This window comes from Phragmitibacter flavus (genome assembly GCF_005780165.1).
Lineage (GTDB): Bacteria > Verrucomicrobiota > Verrucomicrobiia > Verrucomicrobiales > Verrucomicrobiaceae > Phragmitibacter > Phragmitibacter flavus.
This window is the reverse complement of sequence record NZ_VAUV01000022.1, coordinates 15,751-33,596: the sequence shown is the minus strand read 5'-3', so window position 1 is coordinate 33,596 and position 17,846 is coordinate 15,751. Positions and strand designations below refer to the sequence as shown.

The following is a 17,846-nucleotide window of genomic DNA, read 5'->3' as shown; positions in this document are numbered from 1 at the left end:
TGCGCGGGAGCTATGGGGCGATGAGTTTTGCCCAGTTTTCGACTAGGGATTCGATGATTGGTATGCCGGACTCGGGATTGTCGAAGGTGACAGAGGGGAGGTTGGTGAAGGCGTGGAAGAAGTTGAATTGTGGTTCGTCGCGGAGTTTAACCTCGGGCCAGATTCTGCGGTCGTCGGATAGGGTGCCTTGATTGTGGCGGGTGAGGAGGAAGTCTTTGGTGTTGCGGAAGATGATCCAGGAGGTGGATTCGCCGGTTTTTGGGCTGCCGTCTTTGTCGAGCATTTCTACGAGGAAGGTGTTGGGGGATTTTGAGGCCCAAGTGCGGGAGGTGAAGCGCCAGCCGCTGTAGTCTTTTTCGAGGTAGGTGAATTCGATCCCGGAGACGAGGTGACCTTCGCGAAACAGGGCAAGTGTGGCGGCGGGTCTGTCTTTGAGAGGGATGAGAAAGGATTCCATTTCGGCGATTTGATCCATGGGGCGGCTGAACAGGTAGTGGCCGAGGGTTTCCTCCTGGGCTTCGTTTGGTGCAATGGTCGCAATTTCTGGAGTGGGTTCGAAACGGACTTCTGTGATGACGGGTTTGGTATTGAAGCTGCCGAGGTTGGGGTCGTTGACGACGAGAGGTTTTCCGCGTTCGTCGAGCAGCAGGGTCTCTCCATGGAGCTGGAGTTCGAAGATGGTGGGTTCGCCTGGTTGGGGTTGTTTTTTTCGCCAGAGGGTGATGAAGGGGGGCACGGCGCTGTTGCCGATGGGGGTATCGCCATATTCGCCGCAGCGGCGGACGACTCGGCCTTCCTGGTGGAGGTGACCGAGGGGTTCGAATTCGCTCTTGAGCCGGCCGGCGAGGGCGGGGTCGTTCATTTTGACAAAGTGGAGGAGCAGGTCGGCGCGCTCCGATTTGTCTGCGCTGAAGTCGGGGCTGGCGGGTTGGGTGGAGGCCTGGTCGTCGGCGTAGGCGGCGTTTTCGAGCACTTGATAGAGGTCGTATTTGCGGCCTTCGTGGCCTTTTTCGGCGCGGATGGCGGTGAGTTTCCAGGGGCGTTCGCCGCCGACGTCTTCGACGCCGAGCCAGATTTCGCGGGGTTCACCGAGGTTTTTGAAGGTGACGACGACGAGTCCGGGGCGGCGTCCGCTGGGGGTTTCACTGACTTCGGCGGGGTGGATTTTGAAGTCGGTGATGTCGTAGTCCTGGCCGTCGATGAGGGGGTCGAAGCCGATGGCGAGTTCGGGTTTTTCGTCGATTGCCTCAAAGTAGGATTGGACGGCGTTGGCGAGTGGGCCATCGAGGTGGAGGTAACCGGTGGGGGCGTCGGGGAGGGCAGCTGAACTGACGGGCGGGGGGATGACGGGGTTGCCGTCGCCGGTGTAGGGGGTGAAGATGGCGGCGGCGAGTTTTTCGGGGGTTTGGAAGTGGTCGGCATAGGCGCCGTCGACATCGGTGTCGGGGGCAGGGGTATCCTGGTCAGCTGGGGCGTCCTTTTGCATGGGGGGGCTGTCCTTTTGCATGGTGTCGGTGTCGGTTTTTGGGCCGCTGATCCAGTTCATGATTTGGTCTGGTGGGGAGTCGATTTCGGCGTAGGGGTCGGCCCAGTAGTGGTCTCTGTTGACGGCGTTGACGATGGGGTCGGGGGTGAGGCTGGTTCGGGTGGCGCGCCAGTTGACGGTGCCTTCGGCCGGAAATTTTTCGTAGGCCCAGGCTCCGCTGAAGCTGTCTTTGGTTTCTGAGAGGATGAATTGGATGAAGCCCCATTTGCCGTCGTTGCGTTGGAAGGTGCCGCGCAGGACGCCGGGGAGGTCTTCGCGGGTGCGGGCTTCGAAGTGTCCGCGATTGCTGTAGTCGCCGTAGACGCGGTCGCCTTCCTGGGTGAGGCGGAGCTGGCCGTAGGTGGAGTTCCAGTTGCCGGTCCAGGGGGTGGATGGGTCATGGTCCTGGTCCTGGGCGCTGAGGAAGGGGGTGAGGAGGCAGAGCAGGGCGGGGATGAAGAGGAGTCGGGATGGTTTCATGGGATGGAGGGGAGATGGGTGGGTGGGTGAATTTATGAGTTAATGGCCAGGGTAGGAGAATGAGGCGGCGGCGTGGACGAACCATTCGACGCCAGAGTCGCCGCGGCTGGGTTTCCAGACCATGGTTTTGAAGTCGCCGGAGCTTTTCATGGGATCTTTTTGGAACAGCCAGACGACTTCGGCGCGGCCACGGGCTTCTTCTTTTTTGCGGGCATTGACTTCGAAAAGAAATCCGGAGAGCTGGACGCGAAGCTGGTTGTCCGGGTGGTTGAGCTCATCGAGCGGGACGTTGAAGCGAACCTCCAGGGCGGGGTCGAACAGGTTGTTCCAGAAATAGTCGAGGACGGCGTCGTTTTTGCGTTCCCATTCAGCCATGCTGCGGACGATGGCAGGGGGCGGGTTGGTTTTTTGAGGGTCGGCCCCACCAACGTATTTTTTGCGTGTATCTCTGGCGAAGGCTTTGTGGGGATTGTGGGCATCGCGTTTCCAGATCATTTCTGGAACTCCATTCATTTCCAGGAGCCGGGTGCGGTTGCCGTTTTTGTCGACAAGTGAGGCGTTGGTGTAGAAGCTACCGCTGAGGTCGTGTGAGACCCATACGCCGAGGTTTCCCAAGCCGCGGGAAAATTTGCCCTGGATGCCGTAGAGGCGGACGCGGACGACGGCATTTTCGAGGGGTTTGGGTTTGGGGCGGGGGTTGCGGTCGTCGACGAGGGGGTTGGGCATGGGGGTGGGTTTGGGGGGATCGGGACGGGGTGGGGTGTCGCTGGAACTGACCCATTTGGCGATGTCTTCGGGGAAGCGGTTTTCGTAGGGTTTGGCCCAGTAGAGTTTTTTGCCGACGGCGTTGACGATGGGGCCGGGTATGTCGGTGGTTTTTTCGCCGGTCCACTTCTCGGCATTGGCGTCCGGCACGGTATTGTAGTTCCATGCGCCAGAAAAGTGCCGTTGGTTCCTGGCAAGATTGAACTGGAAGAGGCCCCATTGGCCGTCTTTGCGTTGGAAGGTGCCGCGCAGGATGTTGGGGTTGGTGGCGGCGGTGCGGGCTTCGATGTAACCGGCGTCATGGTAGTCACCGTAGACGCGGCGTCCGTCCTGGATGAGGCGGAGCTGGCCATATTTGGTTGTCCAGGTGCCGTTCCAGGGGGTGGGATTGTCGGTTGTTTGGCCGGGGAGCAGGGAGGGGAGGAGGCAGATGCCGGCGAGGAGGATGACCGCGAGTGATTTCATGGTGATGGTGGTTTTGATGTCAATGGCTGCGGTTGAACAGCTTAGGCCAAGGTGGTTCATGAGGCCGGTCGTTAGAGTTTTTTGATGAGCTGGGCCATGAGCATTGAGGCGGCCTGGAGGTGGTTGGCGATTTTGGCGTTGGGGGTGCCGCGCAAGGTGTAGCGGAGGCGGTCGGGTTCGAGCGTGAGGCGGCCCATGAGGAGGCTGGCGGTGGCGTGACCGACGGCGTTGTTGGGGGCGCTGGGGAGGAGTGAGCGGCGGAGGTCGATGAGTTGCTGGCGGAAGGGGGCGTCAATGAGGTTGAGGGCAGTCTCAGGGTTGTTGCTGCTGAGGAGGAATGCCTGGTCAAAGGTGGTGTCGTTGGTGGGAACAACGGGGTCGGTGGGGGCGGGCTCGCGATAGAGGGTGGCGTTGAGAATGGGGGAAATGGTGAGGGTGAGGGGGGAGGGATGGGGTAGGGCGAGGGCAAGGTGGGTTTTGGCCTGGCCGATGGTGTTGCGTTCGCGGCCGACGTTGACGCCGACGCGGCGGTTTGTTACGGAGACGAACACGGTGGCGGGGAGGCCGTGGAGATGGCCGGTCATGAGCGGGACCTCGTCGGGCCTGTTGGGGTCGGGGGGGGCGGTGATTTTTTCGTCGAGCTGCAAGCCGAGGATGTCGGCGGCCTGCTGACGGCCTTTGCCAAAAGCTTTGATGAGCATGGGGGTGGCAATGGAGGCGAGGGCGATGAGGCCGATGATGAGGATCTGGTCGATGGGCATGGGTATTTTTTGGTGTTTTTCGAATCAGTTCAGGGGGATGATGCGTTTGTCGGTGTGGGGGGCGGGGAGCGGGTTTGGGGGGGTGAGGGGTTGGCCGTTGATGGTGATGGCCAGCTGGTAGGTGCCGGGGGTGTGTTTGTTTTTGTTGGTTATGAGGAGGATGAGGGCGTCTTCGGCTTCGGCGGTGTAGGTGATCTGGGCGGGTTCGCCGGGGATTTGGGGGCTGTGGCGTGGACCTTTGCTGCCGGTCCATTGGTTCTTTCTGGTCATGATCTCCGGGATTGCGTCGACGCTGCTGAGGGTGGCTTGCAGGGTGTCGCCAGCCTTGAGTTTGACGAGGTAGTTGTCGCAATAATACTCGGCAGCGTAGAGGTAATCGCCTTGGGCGAAAGTGCCGCTGAGGGTGGTGGAGCCGGTGGTGTTGTTGTGGTTTGGTGATGGACCGGCGGGGGGCTGGTGGGGCATGTTGGGTTCGGTATTGGTTGAGGACTGATCTTGGTCGGGGGTGCGGCCGGGGGGTTTGGGGTCGTGGCGGGAGGGTTGGCGTGGTTTTCCGGCAGGGGTGTTGGGGGGAGTGGTGTTGTCGTTGATTTCAATGCGGGTGAGCCGTTCCCGGATGTGCAGGGGGCGGTTGTCGGACGGGGGTTCGGGGGGGTCGCCTATGAAGGTGTTGCCGTCGTTGTCTTCGAGATGCCAGTTGGTGTGGAGGATGACGTTGAAGACGGTGGGTCCGCTGGCCTGATTGGCGCGGGCTTTGAAGGTGTAGGGGCCGACGCGTGCGCCGCCAACGGTGCCGTAGTGGCGGCCGAGGCGGTTGCTGGTGCCGTTTTGTTCGAATCCGAGGGTGTCGAGGATGGCAATGAAGCGGGGGTTGGATTTTAGCACGCCTTCGATGTCGGGTAGGGTGACGGATCCGGCGTGGGCGGCGGTGGCGAAAGTGAAGAGCAGGGCGCTGAGTGTGGCCAGGGCGGTGTTTTTCATGGCTGGGGAAGGATAAGAGTGGGATTTGTCTCGCTCTCCGTGGTTTTGGGGGGCGCTGAGTTGCATTCAGGTGTTATTTCGGAGGGGTGGATTTTGAAGTCGATGAGATTGACAGGGGGTGCGGGCGGTGGCGGGGATGATGGTGGCGGCGAGGAGAGAGAGGCTGGTGAGTCATCGCATGGCTGCGCGGGCAGAGGTTGTTTCGGCGGGCGGGCGTAGGGCAGAGTGAGTCACTCCACGATCGGTGTGTTCATCAGTGAACGGTTTCAGTTTTTTGAAGGAAAGGTTTTGCGGAGATGATCGGCCAGCGGGATGGCGATTTTGGCGGCGTCGGAGCGCCATTTGCCGCCGATTTCGGGATTGGTGATGGCGGCGGCCAGTTGGTGGAAGGGTAATGAGGTGTGATTGGCAAGGACGAAGGCGAGGTCGTTGCGTGAGATGACGGTGAGGGTGGGTTCTCCGTTGTGACCCCAGAAGGCGCCTTGTTCGAGGTCACGTTCAAAACCCGGGGTGGCGCGATTTTTTCCCACCATTTGAGTGTAGGTGCCGACCTGCCCGGGGTGGGTGATGATGCTGAGGACCCAGGTGCGTTTTTCGCCGTCTGGCATGGTGCAGGTGAGGTGGGTGACTTCGGGTTGATGGATGGTGGTCTTGAAGTCGGTGGCACCCAGGTGCCGGGTGAGCAGTTTTTCCAGGTGGCTTTGGTTGGAGGAGGTTTTGGAGGGGCTGCTGCTGTCAGGGCCACTGGAGGCGCTGGCGGTTGTGGCGGTGCGGTCGGGTTTCTCGCCACATGAGGGGAGAAGGAGGGTGGCGGCAGCCATGAGGAGAGGAAGATGCTTCATGGGATGGATGAATTGGGGGGCGGATGCTGTGGGTGCTTGGATGAGGAATGTTGGTGGGGAAAGGGGGCTATGGCTCACAAGGAAGGAGGGTTTTTTTTGGTGTAGGGCATGATAAAAATGCCACGGACGGGTTTGATGGTGCCGCTGGTGTTGGAGGTTGGGTCGGTCCATTTTTGGAGGACTTTTGCGAGGGTGACGTTGGCGTTTCTGCCCGTCACTTTGCGGGTCTGGATGAGGGTGCGGACTCCGAGGGGCAGATCTTTGAAGACGACGCTGCGGGTTTTGATTTCGAAATAGATGTTGTCGTGATTGGGATAGTTCGGATCGTATAGCCAGACGTGGGAGGTGGTGGCGTTGATGCGGGTCACCTTGTGGGCGACGACCTGGTGGTTGTCCCAGGGTTTGCCCTCTCTGTCGACGTTGACCATGCCGATCACGACGGGGTTTTGTGGCGTGGTTTTGCTGAGGATGTTGGGGAGTTCCTCGGTGCCTGTCATGTATTCGACGGCCTCGTCCTGATATTCCATGCGGAACCTGAACTTGGAGGTTTCGGCATAGCCGGTGCCAAAGGAGTCGAGCTGGCGGGCGAAGATGTATTTAAACAAGGGGGTTTCGGGGGCGGGGACCGCTGTGTCTGTGGGTATGGGACGTTTGGCGTGAAAGAAGTCGAGGGCAACGAAGGACATCCCGCCACAGAGGCCATAGCCTCTTGCGAAGGCGATCTCGTCCGGCACGAGTTTCAGCAGTTTATCGTCGAATTTTTCGCGCCAGCGGTCCATGTTCAATTTGTCGGCGAAGTGGCTGGTGTTGAATGAGTTGATAAAATTCAAGCCGTGGATGCTTGGGATAAAGGTGTTGTATTGGGTTGGCTGGGTGTTGGGGGAGCCGGTGGGGGCGGATGATCCGGAGCTTGACCCGGTGGAGGGGATGGTATCGTTTTTGCCGGCATTTTTTGAGTGACTCAAGGACGGGCTGGAAAGCCAGGTGATTGCGGCGATGAGGAATGAAACCCGGCGGAGGGTGGAGTCTTGAGGATGAGTTTTGGTGGACATGTGGTGATGGTTGACTGGTTGATGGTATTGTTGGCGAAATGAGCCGGGAGGTTTGTGAGGTGTCGGCAGACTTGGGAAGGCTAGTTTTTTTCCCCATGGTGTCTTCCGTGATTGTTTTCCGGGGCAGTTCACTTGTGCTTGATCGAGGGTCTTGTTTGTTCATAGTGAGCGCTAATGGAGGGGGCGCAGCTCGAGTTGGAGTTTTTGCAGGACGCGAGGGGATGGACCCTTGAGCGTGTGAGGTTCCGACCTCGATCAGGGGCGGGGGTGCAGGAATGTTTCCGCGGGGATCGTTTTGCCCGGGCGGGGAGGTCGTTTGCGTGGACGAAGTCGTTGAAAGCGTTGTGTTTGTTGCTGGCGCGCTATGTATTGAATGCGGAGGAAGGGAGTTGGATTGAGGGGGACGAGTCGAGTCCGGCGCAGACCTTGTTTTATTTATGGGAGCATCCGGAGCGAAGTTCGGCGGCGGCCCCGTTTACGGAGGAGGATGGGTTGTGCCATTTGAAGAGTCTGTTGGAGGTGGTGAATGCGGGTCGGAGTGAGCGGGGCAAGGTGAAGCGGCGGGTGTGTGTGGCGGGGGAGCGTTTGCCGGCGGGGGCGGTGAGGTTGCGTTTTTTGGATGGGGATGTGTTGGGGGTTGACGCGTTGCGTGGGATGGTGGCGGAGTGGTCGGGGTTGTGGCCGAAGTGGCAGGCGGGGGATGCTGGGGGGATGGCGGCTCCGGAGTTGGAGTTGGGGCATTTTCCGATGACGGGTGGTTTGTTTGTGGGGAGGGAGGAGGAGTTGAAATTGTTGGATGCGGAGCTGGATCGGGGGCCGGTGTTGCAGGTGGTGGGGGTTGGGGGTGGGGGGAAGACGGTGTTGTTGGGGCATTGGCTGGAGCGGCGGCTGCGGGAGGGCAGGCTGAGGTATGAGCGGGTTTTTGGGTGGTCGTTTGCAGAGCAGAGTCATGCGCAGGACCAGACGATGTCGGCGGACGCGTGTTTTGAGGCGTTGATGAATTTTTGTGGGGTGGAGATGCCGGATGGGAGTGCGTTTCAGCGTGGGGTGATGGCGGCGCGGGCGGCGGCGATGCGGTCGACTTTGGTGTTGTTGGATGGGTTGGAGGGCTTGCAGCAGGCGCGTGGGGCGGGGATGGGGGAGCCGCATGATCCGGCGGTGCGGGGTTTTTTGCATGAGGCGGTGCGGTGTTCGACATTGAATTGTGTGTTGGTCTCGCGGTTGGCTTTGCCGGATTTGGGTGGGGTGAGGACGTTGAAGTTGGGGCCGCTGGATGCTGAGGCGGGGGGGGTGTTGTTGAACCGGATGGGGGGGAGCGGGGGGGGGCGGGAGATGGCGGGGGTGGTGCGGGGGGGGGGCGGACACCCGCTGACGTTGCGGTTGCTGGGGGGGTATTTGCATCGGGCTTATGGGGGGAGGGCCGGGGCGGCGGTGGAGAATGATGCGTTGCTGGCCATTGCGGATGTGCCGGGGGTGGATCATGCGAGGAGGGTGATGGAGGGGTATGAGGAGCAGATGCAGGGGATGATGGGCGGGGTGATGTTGTGGTTGTTGAGTGTTTTTGATCATGGGGTGAGTTTTGATGGGTTTTGTGATTTCATTTTTGACGGGCCGAAGCTGCCGGGGATCACGGATGGGATTGGGTCGTCGGCGATGGTTCGTGGGGCGTTGGGGGAGTTGAACGAGGCGGGGTTGATCAGTTGGGGGGAGTTGATTCAGTGTCATGCGTTGGTGGCAGAGCATTTTGGCGAGAGTTTTCGAAGACGGCAGCCGGAGGCTTACCGGCAGGCGCATTTGTGGATGTATGAGAAGATCCGTGGGGATCAGTCGATTCCGGAGCATCCGGTGAGGCGTGAAGAGTATGAGGCGTTGTTGAGGGCGTTTCGTCATGCGCGGGAGGCGGGACGGCTGGCGGAGTGCTGGCAGGAGTTGGCGTGGCGGCGGATCATGCGTGGGGGGAGGGAGTATCACATGACGGGGCATTTGGGGGAGTTTCACCTTTGTCTGCGGGCCTGGGCGTCGTTTTGGGAGGTGCCGTGGGAGAGGTTGCATCCGGATTTACCGACGGAGGCGCATCCGATTGCGCAGGCTTCGGCGGGTTTTGGGTTGTCGATGATCAACCGGGTTGAGGAAGGGGAACGAGTGTTGCGACGGGCGTTGAGCCGGTCGTTACGACGTGCGCGACCGCAGCATGCGATGCAGGCGGCGGCGGTTTTGGGTTACGTTTGCATGGCGCAGGGTCGGTATGCCGAGGCGCGGCGAATTTTGACGCCGGTGGCGAATGTGGCGCGTTGGGTGGGGAGTTTCACGGATGCACCGCCGCATGTGTTGCTGGCACCGGTGTGTCATCTGGCTTATTGCGTGTTTGCGGAGGGGAGACGGGAGCGGGCCAGGCGTTTGTTTGACTACGCGATCCGCAATTATGGTGGGCTGGATGGGTGGGTGTTGCCGCCGTTGTTGCTGGTGACCTACTGGCGTTTTTTGGTGGAGAGCGGGGAGTTGGAGGAATATCGACTGGGACGGGAGGCGGTGGTGGAGCGGTTGGAGCGGATTCCGTTGGTGCAGCAGTTGGGGTTGTTGGAGGCGTTGGAGGCGCGAGAGGCGCTGGAAGAATGGCGTCGGGGCGGAGGGAGGGAGGTGCTTAAGAGGGCCTCGGCGGCGAGTTTGAGGGCGTGTGAAGTAGTGAAGGCAAATGGTTTCATGTTGCAGGCGGACCTGCACGAGGCGTTACGGCTGGAGGTGATGCGGGCGCATGAACGGGAGGGGCGCCGGGTGGCGGCGGGGCAAAAGATTTATTAGCAAATATTACCTCCCGGTCAGGCAAGTGTTCAGCGACTGGAATCGTCGCTAGTTTCTTCTGAAAGGAGAAATTGCTTGCGGCTGGCGCTGGCTGTCTTAGGTTAAGCGTTCCTTTACTGGGCGAATGACTTGAGACCGAATCTCCTGGCTTGAGAGTGGGACTTGTCCCGCTCTTTTTCGTTCCAGTGAGGCAGCCCTACAAGGTTATGATTAGCGAACTAAAAGCCCTTTTTGAATATTACGAGAAGGAGAAAGGCATCGACCGTGAGAAAATGGTCGACGCCCTCCAGAGTGCATTGCTGGCGGCATCGAAGCGCAGCATCGGCCCGGCGCGTGAATTGCGTATCGAAATTGATCCTGAAAAAGGGGCGATCAAGGCCTATGCAAAACTTCTTGCAGTCGAAGGCAAACCGCAAAATCCGTTTGAGGAGCTTTCCATCAAAAATGCCCGCAAGCTGAAGCCAGATGCGCAAATTGGCGACGAGATTGACATCGAAGTCACGCCCAAAGATTTTGGTCGTATTGCGGCCCAGACGGCCAAGCAAACCTGGATGCAGCGTCTGCGTGAGGCTGAAAAAGCCAATCTTTACGAAGAATTTAAGGATCGCACCGGCGATGTGGTGAACGGCACGATTCGCCGTTTCGACAAGTCGGATGTGGTGGTGGACCTCGGCAAATTTGAAGGCGTGATGACCTCGCGTGAGCGGGTGCCGACCGAAGACTACACCTCGGGCGACCGCATGCGTTTTTACGTCAAAGCGGTGGAGAAAAGCACTTCGCGTGGTCCGGAGATCATCCTGTCCCGGAGTCATCCGAACTTTGTTCGCCGTCTGTTTGAGTTTGAAGTAAGCGAAATCTCCGACCGCACGGTGGAGATTGTCAGCATCGCCCGTGAAGCGGGTTACCGGACCAAGGTCGCGGTGAACAGCGCCGACGACAAAGTCGATCCGGTGGGTGCCTGCGTGGGCCTGCGTGGAGCGCGGGTGAAGAACATTGTCCGTGAGCTCAACAACGAGAAGGTCGACATCATCCGCTGGAGCAAAGACGTTTCGGAGTTCACCAAGGAAGCGCTAAAGCCCATCAAAATTCTCTCCATTCATGTGGATGAAGAGCACAAGCGCGTGCATTTGACGGTGAGCGAAGAGGAATTGTCCAAGGCCATCGGTCGTAAAGGCCAAAATGCCCGGCTGACCTCGCGGTTGATTGGTTATGATTTGGTGATCGAGAAAGATGAGCATGCGGTCAAAGTGTTCGAAGGACACGTGGACGTCGCAGTGCATCAGCTTGCAAAATCCCTGGATGTGAGCGAAGATGTCGCCCGCAAATTGGTGGACAACGGTATTCCCGACCTGTCGGTGCTGGCCACTGCTGATGCGGAAGACCTGGCTGAGATGCTTGATGGTGATCTGGAGCTTGCTCGTGCGATCGTCGACAAGGTGGCTGCCAAAACGTCGGGGTCGGCGGCGGTTTAATAGACCGTCGGCGGTTTCCAGTCGTCGCTATTCACCTGATTTATTCTTCTCTTTCACACGTTTTATCCACCCCTAGTCCCTCTCATTAATTATTTCTGCTCTGAACCCGTCGTCCTATTACATGGCTACCAAAACCTCGACTCCCAAAACTACCAAACGCAGCCCCTCAGCCTCCCCAGAGGACGGTCAGGCGGCCTCGCGTCAACAGAAGGGAGCCAAGGCCGGTGAAACACTTTCGTTGATTGATGACGACAAGACTGCCAAGCCGAAACGCCGCAATGGCGATTTGAAGCCAGCCTCCAATTTTGCGCCACTTGGAGCATCGAAACCCAAGGTGGATCCTTCGAAACCAGTGGCCCCTATTGAGCCTCCCAAAAAGACGCTCGATGAGGAAAAAGCCAGTGCACTTTCCCTTTTTGAGGAGACGGAGCGTCGCCAGGAAGGTCGTAAAAAGCCGCGTGCGGTGGGACAGATTACTGCTCCGATCGGCAGCGTGCTGACTCCGATTTCGTTGCTGCGTCAGGAAGAAGAGCCAACACCTCCGCCAGCACCTGTGCCTGCTCCGGTGGTGGCCGATGCGACTGAAGTGGCATCCGCTGATGGCACCGTTCAGGCCGAAGAGGAAGTCGACAGCAAGATCATCCATCTCAAGCCACCGATCATCGTCAAGGAACTGTCTGAGAAGATGGGCTTGAAGGTGTTTTTGGTGATCAAAGATCTGATTGAGTTCAAGGTGTTCGCGAAGACCGACACGGCCATCGAGCCCGAGATCGCCGCAAAAATTTGCGAGAAACACGGTTTCATCTTTGAGAAAGAGAAGCGCGAAAAAGGCGCGGGCGTTCACAAGGTTGAAGAGAAGTATGAAGAGCCGCCACCGCCGCCGAAGCCTGAAACGGTTGAAGAGCAGGACACCTTTGAGCTGCGTGCGCCGATCATCACTTTCATGGGTCACGTTGACCATGGCAAAACTTCGCTTCTGGATGCAGTTCGCAAGACTTCGGTCGTGAAGGGCGAAGCGGGTGGCATCACCCAGCACATTGGTGCTTACAGCATTACTTTCCAAGGCCGTCCGGTAACTTTCATTGATACTCCAGGTCACGCCGCGTTCTCTGAGATGCGTGCCCGTGGTGCGAGTGTGACGGACATCGTGGTGTTGGTGGTTGCGGCCGATGACGGTTTCAAACCGCAGACGGTGGAAGCTTTGAACCACGCGAAAGCGGCGGGAGTGACGATCATGTGCGCCATCAACAAGAGCGATCTGCCAGGTGCGAATCCGATGCGAATCAAGCAGCAGCTGCAGGACGCAGGTTTGATGCCGGTCGAGTGGGGTGGCGAGACGGAAGTGCTTGAGGTCTCTGCGACCAAGGGCATCGGGATGGAAAACTTTTTGGAGACGATGTCTCTGCAAGCGGAAGTGCTTGATCTGCGTGCGGATCCGAAGGCACCGATGCGTGCGACGGTGATTGAATCACGCATGGATCCGGGTCGTGGACCAACCGCCACAGTGATCGTGCAAAACGGCACGCTCAAAGTGGGCGAGCCTTTCATCTGCGGTCCTTACTGGGGCAAGGTAAAAAATCTGATCAATGACTTCGGTCAGTCGATCAAAGAAGTGAAACCTGGCATGCCTGCAGAGGTGGTCGGTTTCAGTGGTCTGCCTCGTGTTGGCGATGAAGTCGTCGAGATGGAAAACGAGCGTGCCGCCAAGCGTTTGAGCGAGGAGAGGCAGGAGGAGATTCGTCAGACGAAGCTTCTTGCTCCAAGTCGCAGTCGTTTGGAAGCATTGTTTGCTGGCATTTCCGATGGTGAGAAAAAGGCGCTTAAAATTGTCCTTAAAACGGATGTGCAGGGTTCGCTGGAAGCGATCACCAAAGAGTTGCTCAACATCAAGAGCGAGAAGGCGAAGGTGCAAATTCTGCACAGCGCGGCAGGTCCGATTTCTGAAGGCGACATTCTTTTGGCAAGTGCTTCGGATGCGATCGTCATTGGTTTCAACGTGAAGGTCGAAAACAACGCGGTGGCCACGGCCAAGCGTGAAGGCGTTCAGGTGAAACTTTACAGCATCATCTACGAATTGTTCGACCAGGTGAAAGAGGCCATGCTTGGTCTGCTTGATCCGTTGACGCGCGAGAAGGTGCTGGGTCATGCACGGGTGAAGGTGGTGTTCAAGCTTACCCGCGGTCGTGTGGCTGGTTGTGCGGTGACGGATGGTCGTATTGATCGCAAGGCGAGAGCCCGTGTGATCCGCGATGGTCAGCCGGTGTTCGATGGTCACATGGATACCCTGCGTCGTTTCCACGAGGAAGTGCCTGAGGTCCGCAATGGCCTGGAGTGCGGTATCCGCGTTGCCAATTATCACGAGTATCAGGAAGAAGACATCATCGAGTGTTACGAGCTCGAGAAGATGGCGCAGACGCTGTAAGTAGTGGATGGAGCGGCAAGGTTTGGGGTTCACATTTTATGGACCCGGGCTGAGCCGACTCTGTGAACTTGAATTTAAAACATCCATGAATCACCGCCTTCTTCGGGTCAAAGAACTTATCCGCCGTGAGTTGGGAACCATCATGGAAAGGCATGTGACTTTTCCAGGTGCCTTGGTGACGATTCACGATGTGGACATCACGCCCGATTTGAAGCAGTGCTTCATTTTTGTGGGGGTGCTGGGTGGCGAGGGTGATCCGCGCGAAGCGGTTTACAAATTGAACGACATGCGCGTGACCTTGCAGCGCGAGTTGTTCAAGCGGGTGATTCTCAAAAACTCACCGACCTTGCATTTCAAGTATGACAACTCGATTGAGCGTGGGGTGAAGATTTTGCATGCGATTGAGAACCTTCCTGAGCCGTTGCCCGAGGGTGAGTATGACGACAGCCGGGTGATGGACGACGACGATGATGTCGAGAAAGGTGATGACAAAAAAAGCTGATGTCGATGGCGATGAACGACAGCTTTGATCATATCGGCGAAGTTTTGCGCAATGCCGAAACCATCGCGATTGCGGGTCATGTGCGGCCCGATGGAGACGCGATTGGGTCCATCGTGGCCTTGGGGCATAGTCTGATGCTGGCGGGCAAGAAGGTGAGGATTTTGAGCGAAGACAAGGTGCCGCTCAATCTGGCGTTTTTGCCGGAGGTCGGATTGGTGGAGCAGCCGCCGGAATCCATTGAGAATCTTGATGTGGCGGTGGCTTTGGACACGGCGGTGAAGGATCGGTTGGGCGACAACGTGAACCGGGTTTTCGCAGGCGCGAAGGTGTTGGTGAACATGGATCATCACGGCACCAATCCGCGATACGGGCATTTGAATTACATCGAGATGACGTCGCCGGCGACGGGGCAGATCATCTTTGATTTTTTGAAGTCACAGGGGTTGCCGATGGATGCGGTGGTGCGGGATCATTTGTATACGGCGATCAGCACGGATACGGGATCGTTTCAGTTCAGCAGCACGACGGCGCACACGCACCGGATCATTGCCGAAATGATGGAGGCGGGGAGCCAGTTTTGGGAGCTTTGCCAAAAGCTTTACAACACGTTTCCGCTGCGGCGTTTGTTGTTGCAGAAGGCGTTGTTGAACGAGATGAAATTGAGCGCTGGTAATCGCATCGCGAGTTGGGCGATGTCGCATGAGTTGCAGTCGGAGATCGGAACGCAGCCAGGCGATACCGAAGGTTTGATCGACATGTTGCGGGGAATTGATGGGGTGATCAGTCCGGTGATTTTTGAGGAGATGGCGGATGGTCGGGTGCGCGTCAGTGTGCGCAGCAAGGATGAACGACTGGATGTGTCGAAGGTTTGTTTGGTGTTTGGTGGCGGGGGACATCGCATGGCGTCAGGAGCGCGAATGGCGGGTCCATTGGCGGTGGCGGAACAGAGATTTTTAGAAGCACTTGAAGATGAAATTAAACGAATCGGTTGATGGTGTGTTGTTGGTGGACAAGTCCCCCGGAATGACTTCGCATGATGTGGTGGCGGTGGCACGACGCTGCCTGAACACGAAAAAAATTGGTCATTGTGGGACACTGGATCCGATGGCGACCGGCATGTTGATTTTGGTGATCGGCAAAGCGACGCGCATGTCGGATTTGTTGATGAGCGAAGACAAGGAATACATCGGCACGGCGACTTTGGGCACGGCGACTTCGACTCAGGACAAAGAAGGTGAAGTGATTGAGGAGCATCCGGTGCCGGCGTTTACGGATGAGCAGATCAAGGAGGTCTTTGATGGTTTCCGTGGGGATTTTTATCAACTGCCGCCGATGGTTTCGGCGATCAAGAAAGACGGGGTGCCGCTGTATAAGCTGGCGCGTCAGGGCAAGGTGGTGGAGCGTGAGCCGAGGTTGGTGCATGTGTTTGATCACGAGATCACCAGGATTGAGCTGCCGGAGATTGATTTCAGGGTAGTTTGCACCAAAGGATTTTATGTGCGCACCTATGCGCATGACATTGGTCAGAAGCTTGGCTGTGCGGCGCATTTGAGTTCTTTGCGCCGGACGCGTTCGGGCAGTTTCAAGCTGGAGCCAGGAAAGTTCGCGACTTTTGAGATGTTGAAGGAGGGACGTCGTGAGGAAGTGGAGGCGGCGATGCTGTCGTTGTATGATGTTTCGAAGTTGCGTGGAGCTTGAAGGGGCTTGATGAAGTGCGGGTGATGGTTTTTGATTCCTGCCATGCAAGTGCTTTCGTCCATTGAAGAGTTGTCACGGATTCATGGTCCGGTGGCCTTGGCGATTGGGGTATTTGACGGGGTGCATCGGGGGCATCGGGAGGTGATTGGTGCGGCGCTGGAACATGCGGAGCAGCATCATGGCACGGGGGTGGTGATGACTTTTGATCCGCATCCGATGCGGGTGTTGCGTCCGAATGATGCGCCGGGATTGTTATGCAGCACGCGGCACAAGCTGATGTTGCTGGAGCGGATCGGCGTCGGCTGTGTGGTGGTGTGTCCGTTCGACGAAGCAATGTCGCGCACCGATGCGGGGCAGTTTGTTGAGCGATTGGTGAAGGCGTGCCAGCCTTTGGGTTTTGTGTCGGTGGGTTATTCGTGGAGTTTTGGCAAAGGCGGGGCGGGGAATATTCATCGACTGATGGAACTGGGCAGCGAGCACGATTTTGGGGTTTATGGGGTGCCTGAAGTGAAGGTGGATGGTGCGGTGGTGAGCAGCACGAGGATTCGGGAAGCGGTGAAGGCGGGTGATTTTGCGGGGGCGAAGCGATTGCTGGGACGGGATTACTCGGTGTTGGGGGAGGTGGTGCATGGTCGGCAGTTGGGACGGCAATTGGGATTTCCAACGGCCAATGTGGCGGTGGAGAATGAGCAGTTACCACCGACCGGCGTTTATGCGGTTCGTGCGTGGATGGACGGGATCGAGTATGCGGGGGTGGCGAACTTGGGGAATCGTCCGACAGTGGGTGGCGTGGATCGTAGTCTGGAGGTCCATCTGCTGGATGTCAGCGGGGATTATTACGGGAAGCTGATGGAGGTGGCGTTTGTGGAGAAGCTGCGGGATGAGCAGAAGTTTAGTGGAGTGGAGGAGTTGAAGGAGCAGATTGGTCGTGATGTGCTGCGCGGTCGGGAGATTGCTGCGAGTGACGATGATAAATAACAAAGCACCGACGGATGCCGGTGCTTTGTTACCCTTGAATAGACAACACTGAACTGAACTGATGATGCACTGAAAGTCGGAGCTATTTGGCCAATGATACTGTGGCTTTTTCGATGACGCTTTGGAGGGTGACTTCGGCGCCATTCTGACGTTTGCTTTCGTCGGCGGCTTCCATGAAGGCGTAGATTTCGATGGTTTCTTCGTCGGAGACGGGGGACTTGCGGGTTTTGAAGAATTTGACGATTTCGACGAGAAGGGGATCATAGGTGTCAAAGCCGCCGACAGGGGCTTCGCCATTGACGCTGGTGGCTTTTCCGCCGTAACCTTTGCGGTCGCTGGTGTTGGATTCCATGAAAGTCCCGGTGCGGTGGTCGGGCCAGGTGCCGGTGACCTGGATGAGTCCGTCGGGGGTGGTGCCGCGTTTGACGGACAGACAGCCGGGACCCATGGTGGTGACGAGGGATTCGACCCCATGGATGCCATACCAGAAGAGGTCGGGATGGGTGGGTTCGATTTTTGCGGGGCTGTGGGTGAAGGCGGTTTTCGGAAGGCCGATGGAACCGTTTCGGACGAGTTGGGTGTTTTTGCCGTAGCGCAGGGATGAGGAGGAGAAGATGGGAACGCCAGCTTGTTTGGCTTCGGCGTAGATGGTGAGGACATCGGCGAGGGAACCGCCGACGGGTTTGTCGATGAAGACGGGCTTGCCTGCTTTGAGGACGGGGCGGATTTGTTCAAGATGGACGCGGCCGTCGTTGCTTTCTAGGAAGATGACATCGACAAGCGGGAGAAGGGCTTCGATGGAGTCGACGATGGTCACGCCCATGGCTTTGAGTTTCTCGGTGTATTCGGGAACGCGTTCGATGCTGGAGGGAATGTCTTTGCTGCCTTGGGGATAGGCGGCGATGACTTTGACGCCGGCGAATTTCGGGGCGTCTTCGGGTTTCTTGGGGCCTTGGTTGAGGGTGGTGGTGAAGGCCACGGCGTGGGAGGTGTCGAGGCCGATGATGCCGGCGCGGATGGGATCGGCGGCGGATAGGGGTAACGAAGTGAAGAAGAGGAGGAGGATGGCGAGGAAGCGTGGCATGATAAGTTGGGTCGGAGTTA

At 58.1% G+C, this 17,846-nt stretch carries 14 protein-coding genes; 7 read left to right on the top strand and 7 right to left on the bottom strand.

Annotation, left to right across the window (positions count from 1 at the left end; translation table 11 throughout):
- Positions 1-10: 10 nt before the first annotated feature.
- The 6 genes from FEM03_RS21910 to FEM03_RS21885 form a co-directional block, all read right to left on the bottom strand.
- Positions 11-2,005, bottom strand: a complete 1,995-nt coding sequence (locus FEM03_RS21910) for a hypothetical protein (protein WP_138088456.1) — start codon at positions 2,003-2,005, stop codon at positions 11-13.
- Between the two features lie 39 nt (positions 2,006-2,044).
- A complete protein-coding gene (locus FEM03_RS21905; protein WP_138088455.1) occupies positions 2,045-3,235 on the bottom strand; it encodes a hypothetical protein in 1,191 nt (396 codons plus the stop codon).
- Positions 3,236-3,306: 71 nt separating this feature from the next.
- Entirely contained in the window at positions 3,307-3,996 is a 690-nt protein-coding gene (locus FEM03_RS21900; protein ID WP_138088454.1) for a hypothetical protein, read from the bottom strand.
- A 24-nt stretch (positions 3,997-4,020) separates the two neighbouring features.
- A complete protein-coding gene (locus FEM03_RS21895) occupies positions 4,021-4,977 on the bottom strand; it encodes a hypothetical protein (protein WP_138088453.1) in 957 nt (318 codons plus the stop codon).
- Between the two features lie 266 nt (positions 4,978-5,243).
- Positions 5,244-5,819, bottom strand: coding sequence for a hypothetical protein (locus FEM03_RS21890; protein WP_138088452.1), 576 nt, complete (start codon positions 5,817-5,819; stop codon positions 5,244-5,246).
- 74 nt (positions 5,820-5,893) lie between these two features.
- Positions 5,894-6,871, bottom strand: a complete 978-nt coding sequence (locus tag FEM03_RS21885; protein ID WP_138088451.1) for a hypothetical protein — start codon at positions 6,869-6,871, stop codon at positions 5,894-5,896.
- A gap of 174 nt (positions 6,872-7,045) precedes the next feature.
- On the opposite strand from FEM03_RS21885, the gene FEM03_RS25735 reads away from it, so the two are divergent.
- From FEM03_RS25735 to FEM03_RS21850, 7 genes are all read left to right on the top strand, one after another.
- Positions 7,046-9,670 carry a hypothetical protein gene (locus FEM03_RS25735; RefSeq protein ID WP_166443060.1) on the top strand — a complete coding sequence of 875 codons (2,625 nt, stop codon included), beginning with the start codon at positions 7,046-7,048 and terminating at the stop codon, positions 9,668-9,670.
- 206 nt (positions 9,671-9,876) lie between these two features.
- Positions 9,877-11,142 (top strand): transcription termination factor NusA, encoded by a 1,266-nt coding sequence (nusA, locus tag FEM03_RS21875; RefSeq protein WP_138088450.1) that lies wholly within the window; start codon positions 9,877-9,879, stop codon positions 11,140-11,142.
- 121 nt (positions 11,143-11,263) lie between these two features.
- Complete coding sequence (infB, locus tag FEM03_RS21870) at positions 11,264-13,564, top strand: translation initiation factor IF-2 (protein ID WP_138088449.1); 2,301 nt, start codon at positions 11,264-11,266, stop codon at positions 13,562-13,564.
- A gap of 85 nt (positions 13,565-13,649) precedes the next feature.
- On the top strand, positions 13,650-14,066 hold the full coding sequence (gene rbfA, locus FEM03_RS21865) for a 30S ribosome-binding factor RbfA (RefSeq protein WP_166443059.1): 417 nt from the start codon (positions 13,650-13,652) through the stop codon (positions 14,064-14,066).
- A gap of 11 nt (positions 14,067-14,077) precedes the next feature.
- Complete coding sequence (locus FEM03_RS21860; protein ID WP_206171106.1) at positions 14,078-15,058, top strand: DHH family phosphoesterase; 981 nt, start codon at positions 14,078-14,080, stop codon at positions 15,056-15,058.
- A complete protein-coding gene (truB, locus tag FEM03_RS21855; protein ID WP_138088446.1) occupies positions 15,036-15,764 on the top strand; it encodes a tRNA pseudouridine(55) synthase TruB in 729 nt (242 codons plus the stop codon). The genes FEM03_RS21860 and truB overlap by 23 nt, the downstream gene beginning before the upstream one ends.
- Positions 15,765-15,806: 42 nt before the next feature.
- Positions 15,807-16,742, top strand: coding sequence for a bifunctional riboflavin kinase/FAD synthetase (locus tag FEM03_RS21850; protein ID WP_138088445.1), 936 nt, complete (start codon positions 15,807-15,809; stop codon positions 16,740-16,742).
- A gap of 82 nt (positions 16,743-16,824) precedes the next feature.
- Here the strand turns inward: FEM03_RS21850 and FEM03_RS21845 are convergent, their stop codons facing one another.
- Positions 16,825-17,826, bottom strand: a complete 1,002-nt coding sequence (locus tag FEM03_RS21845) for a Gfo/Idh/MocA family protein (protein ID WP_138088444.1) — start codon at positions 17,824-17,826, stop codon at positions 16,825-16,827.
- Between the last annotated feature and the right edge of the window lie 20 nt (positions 17,827-17,846).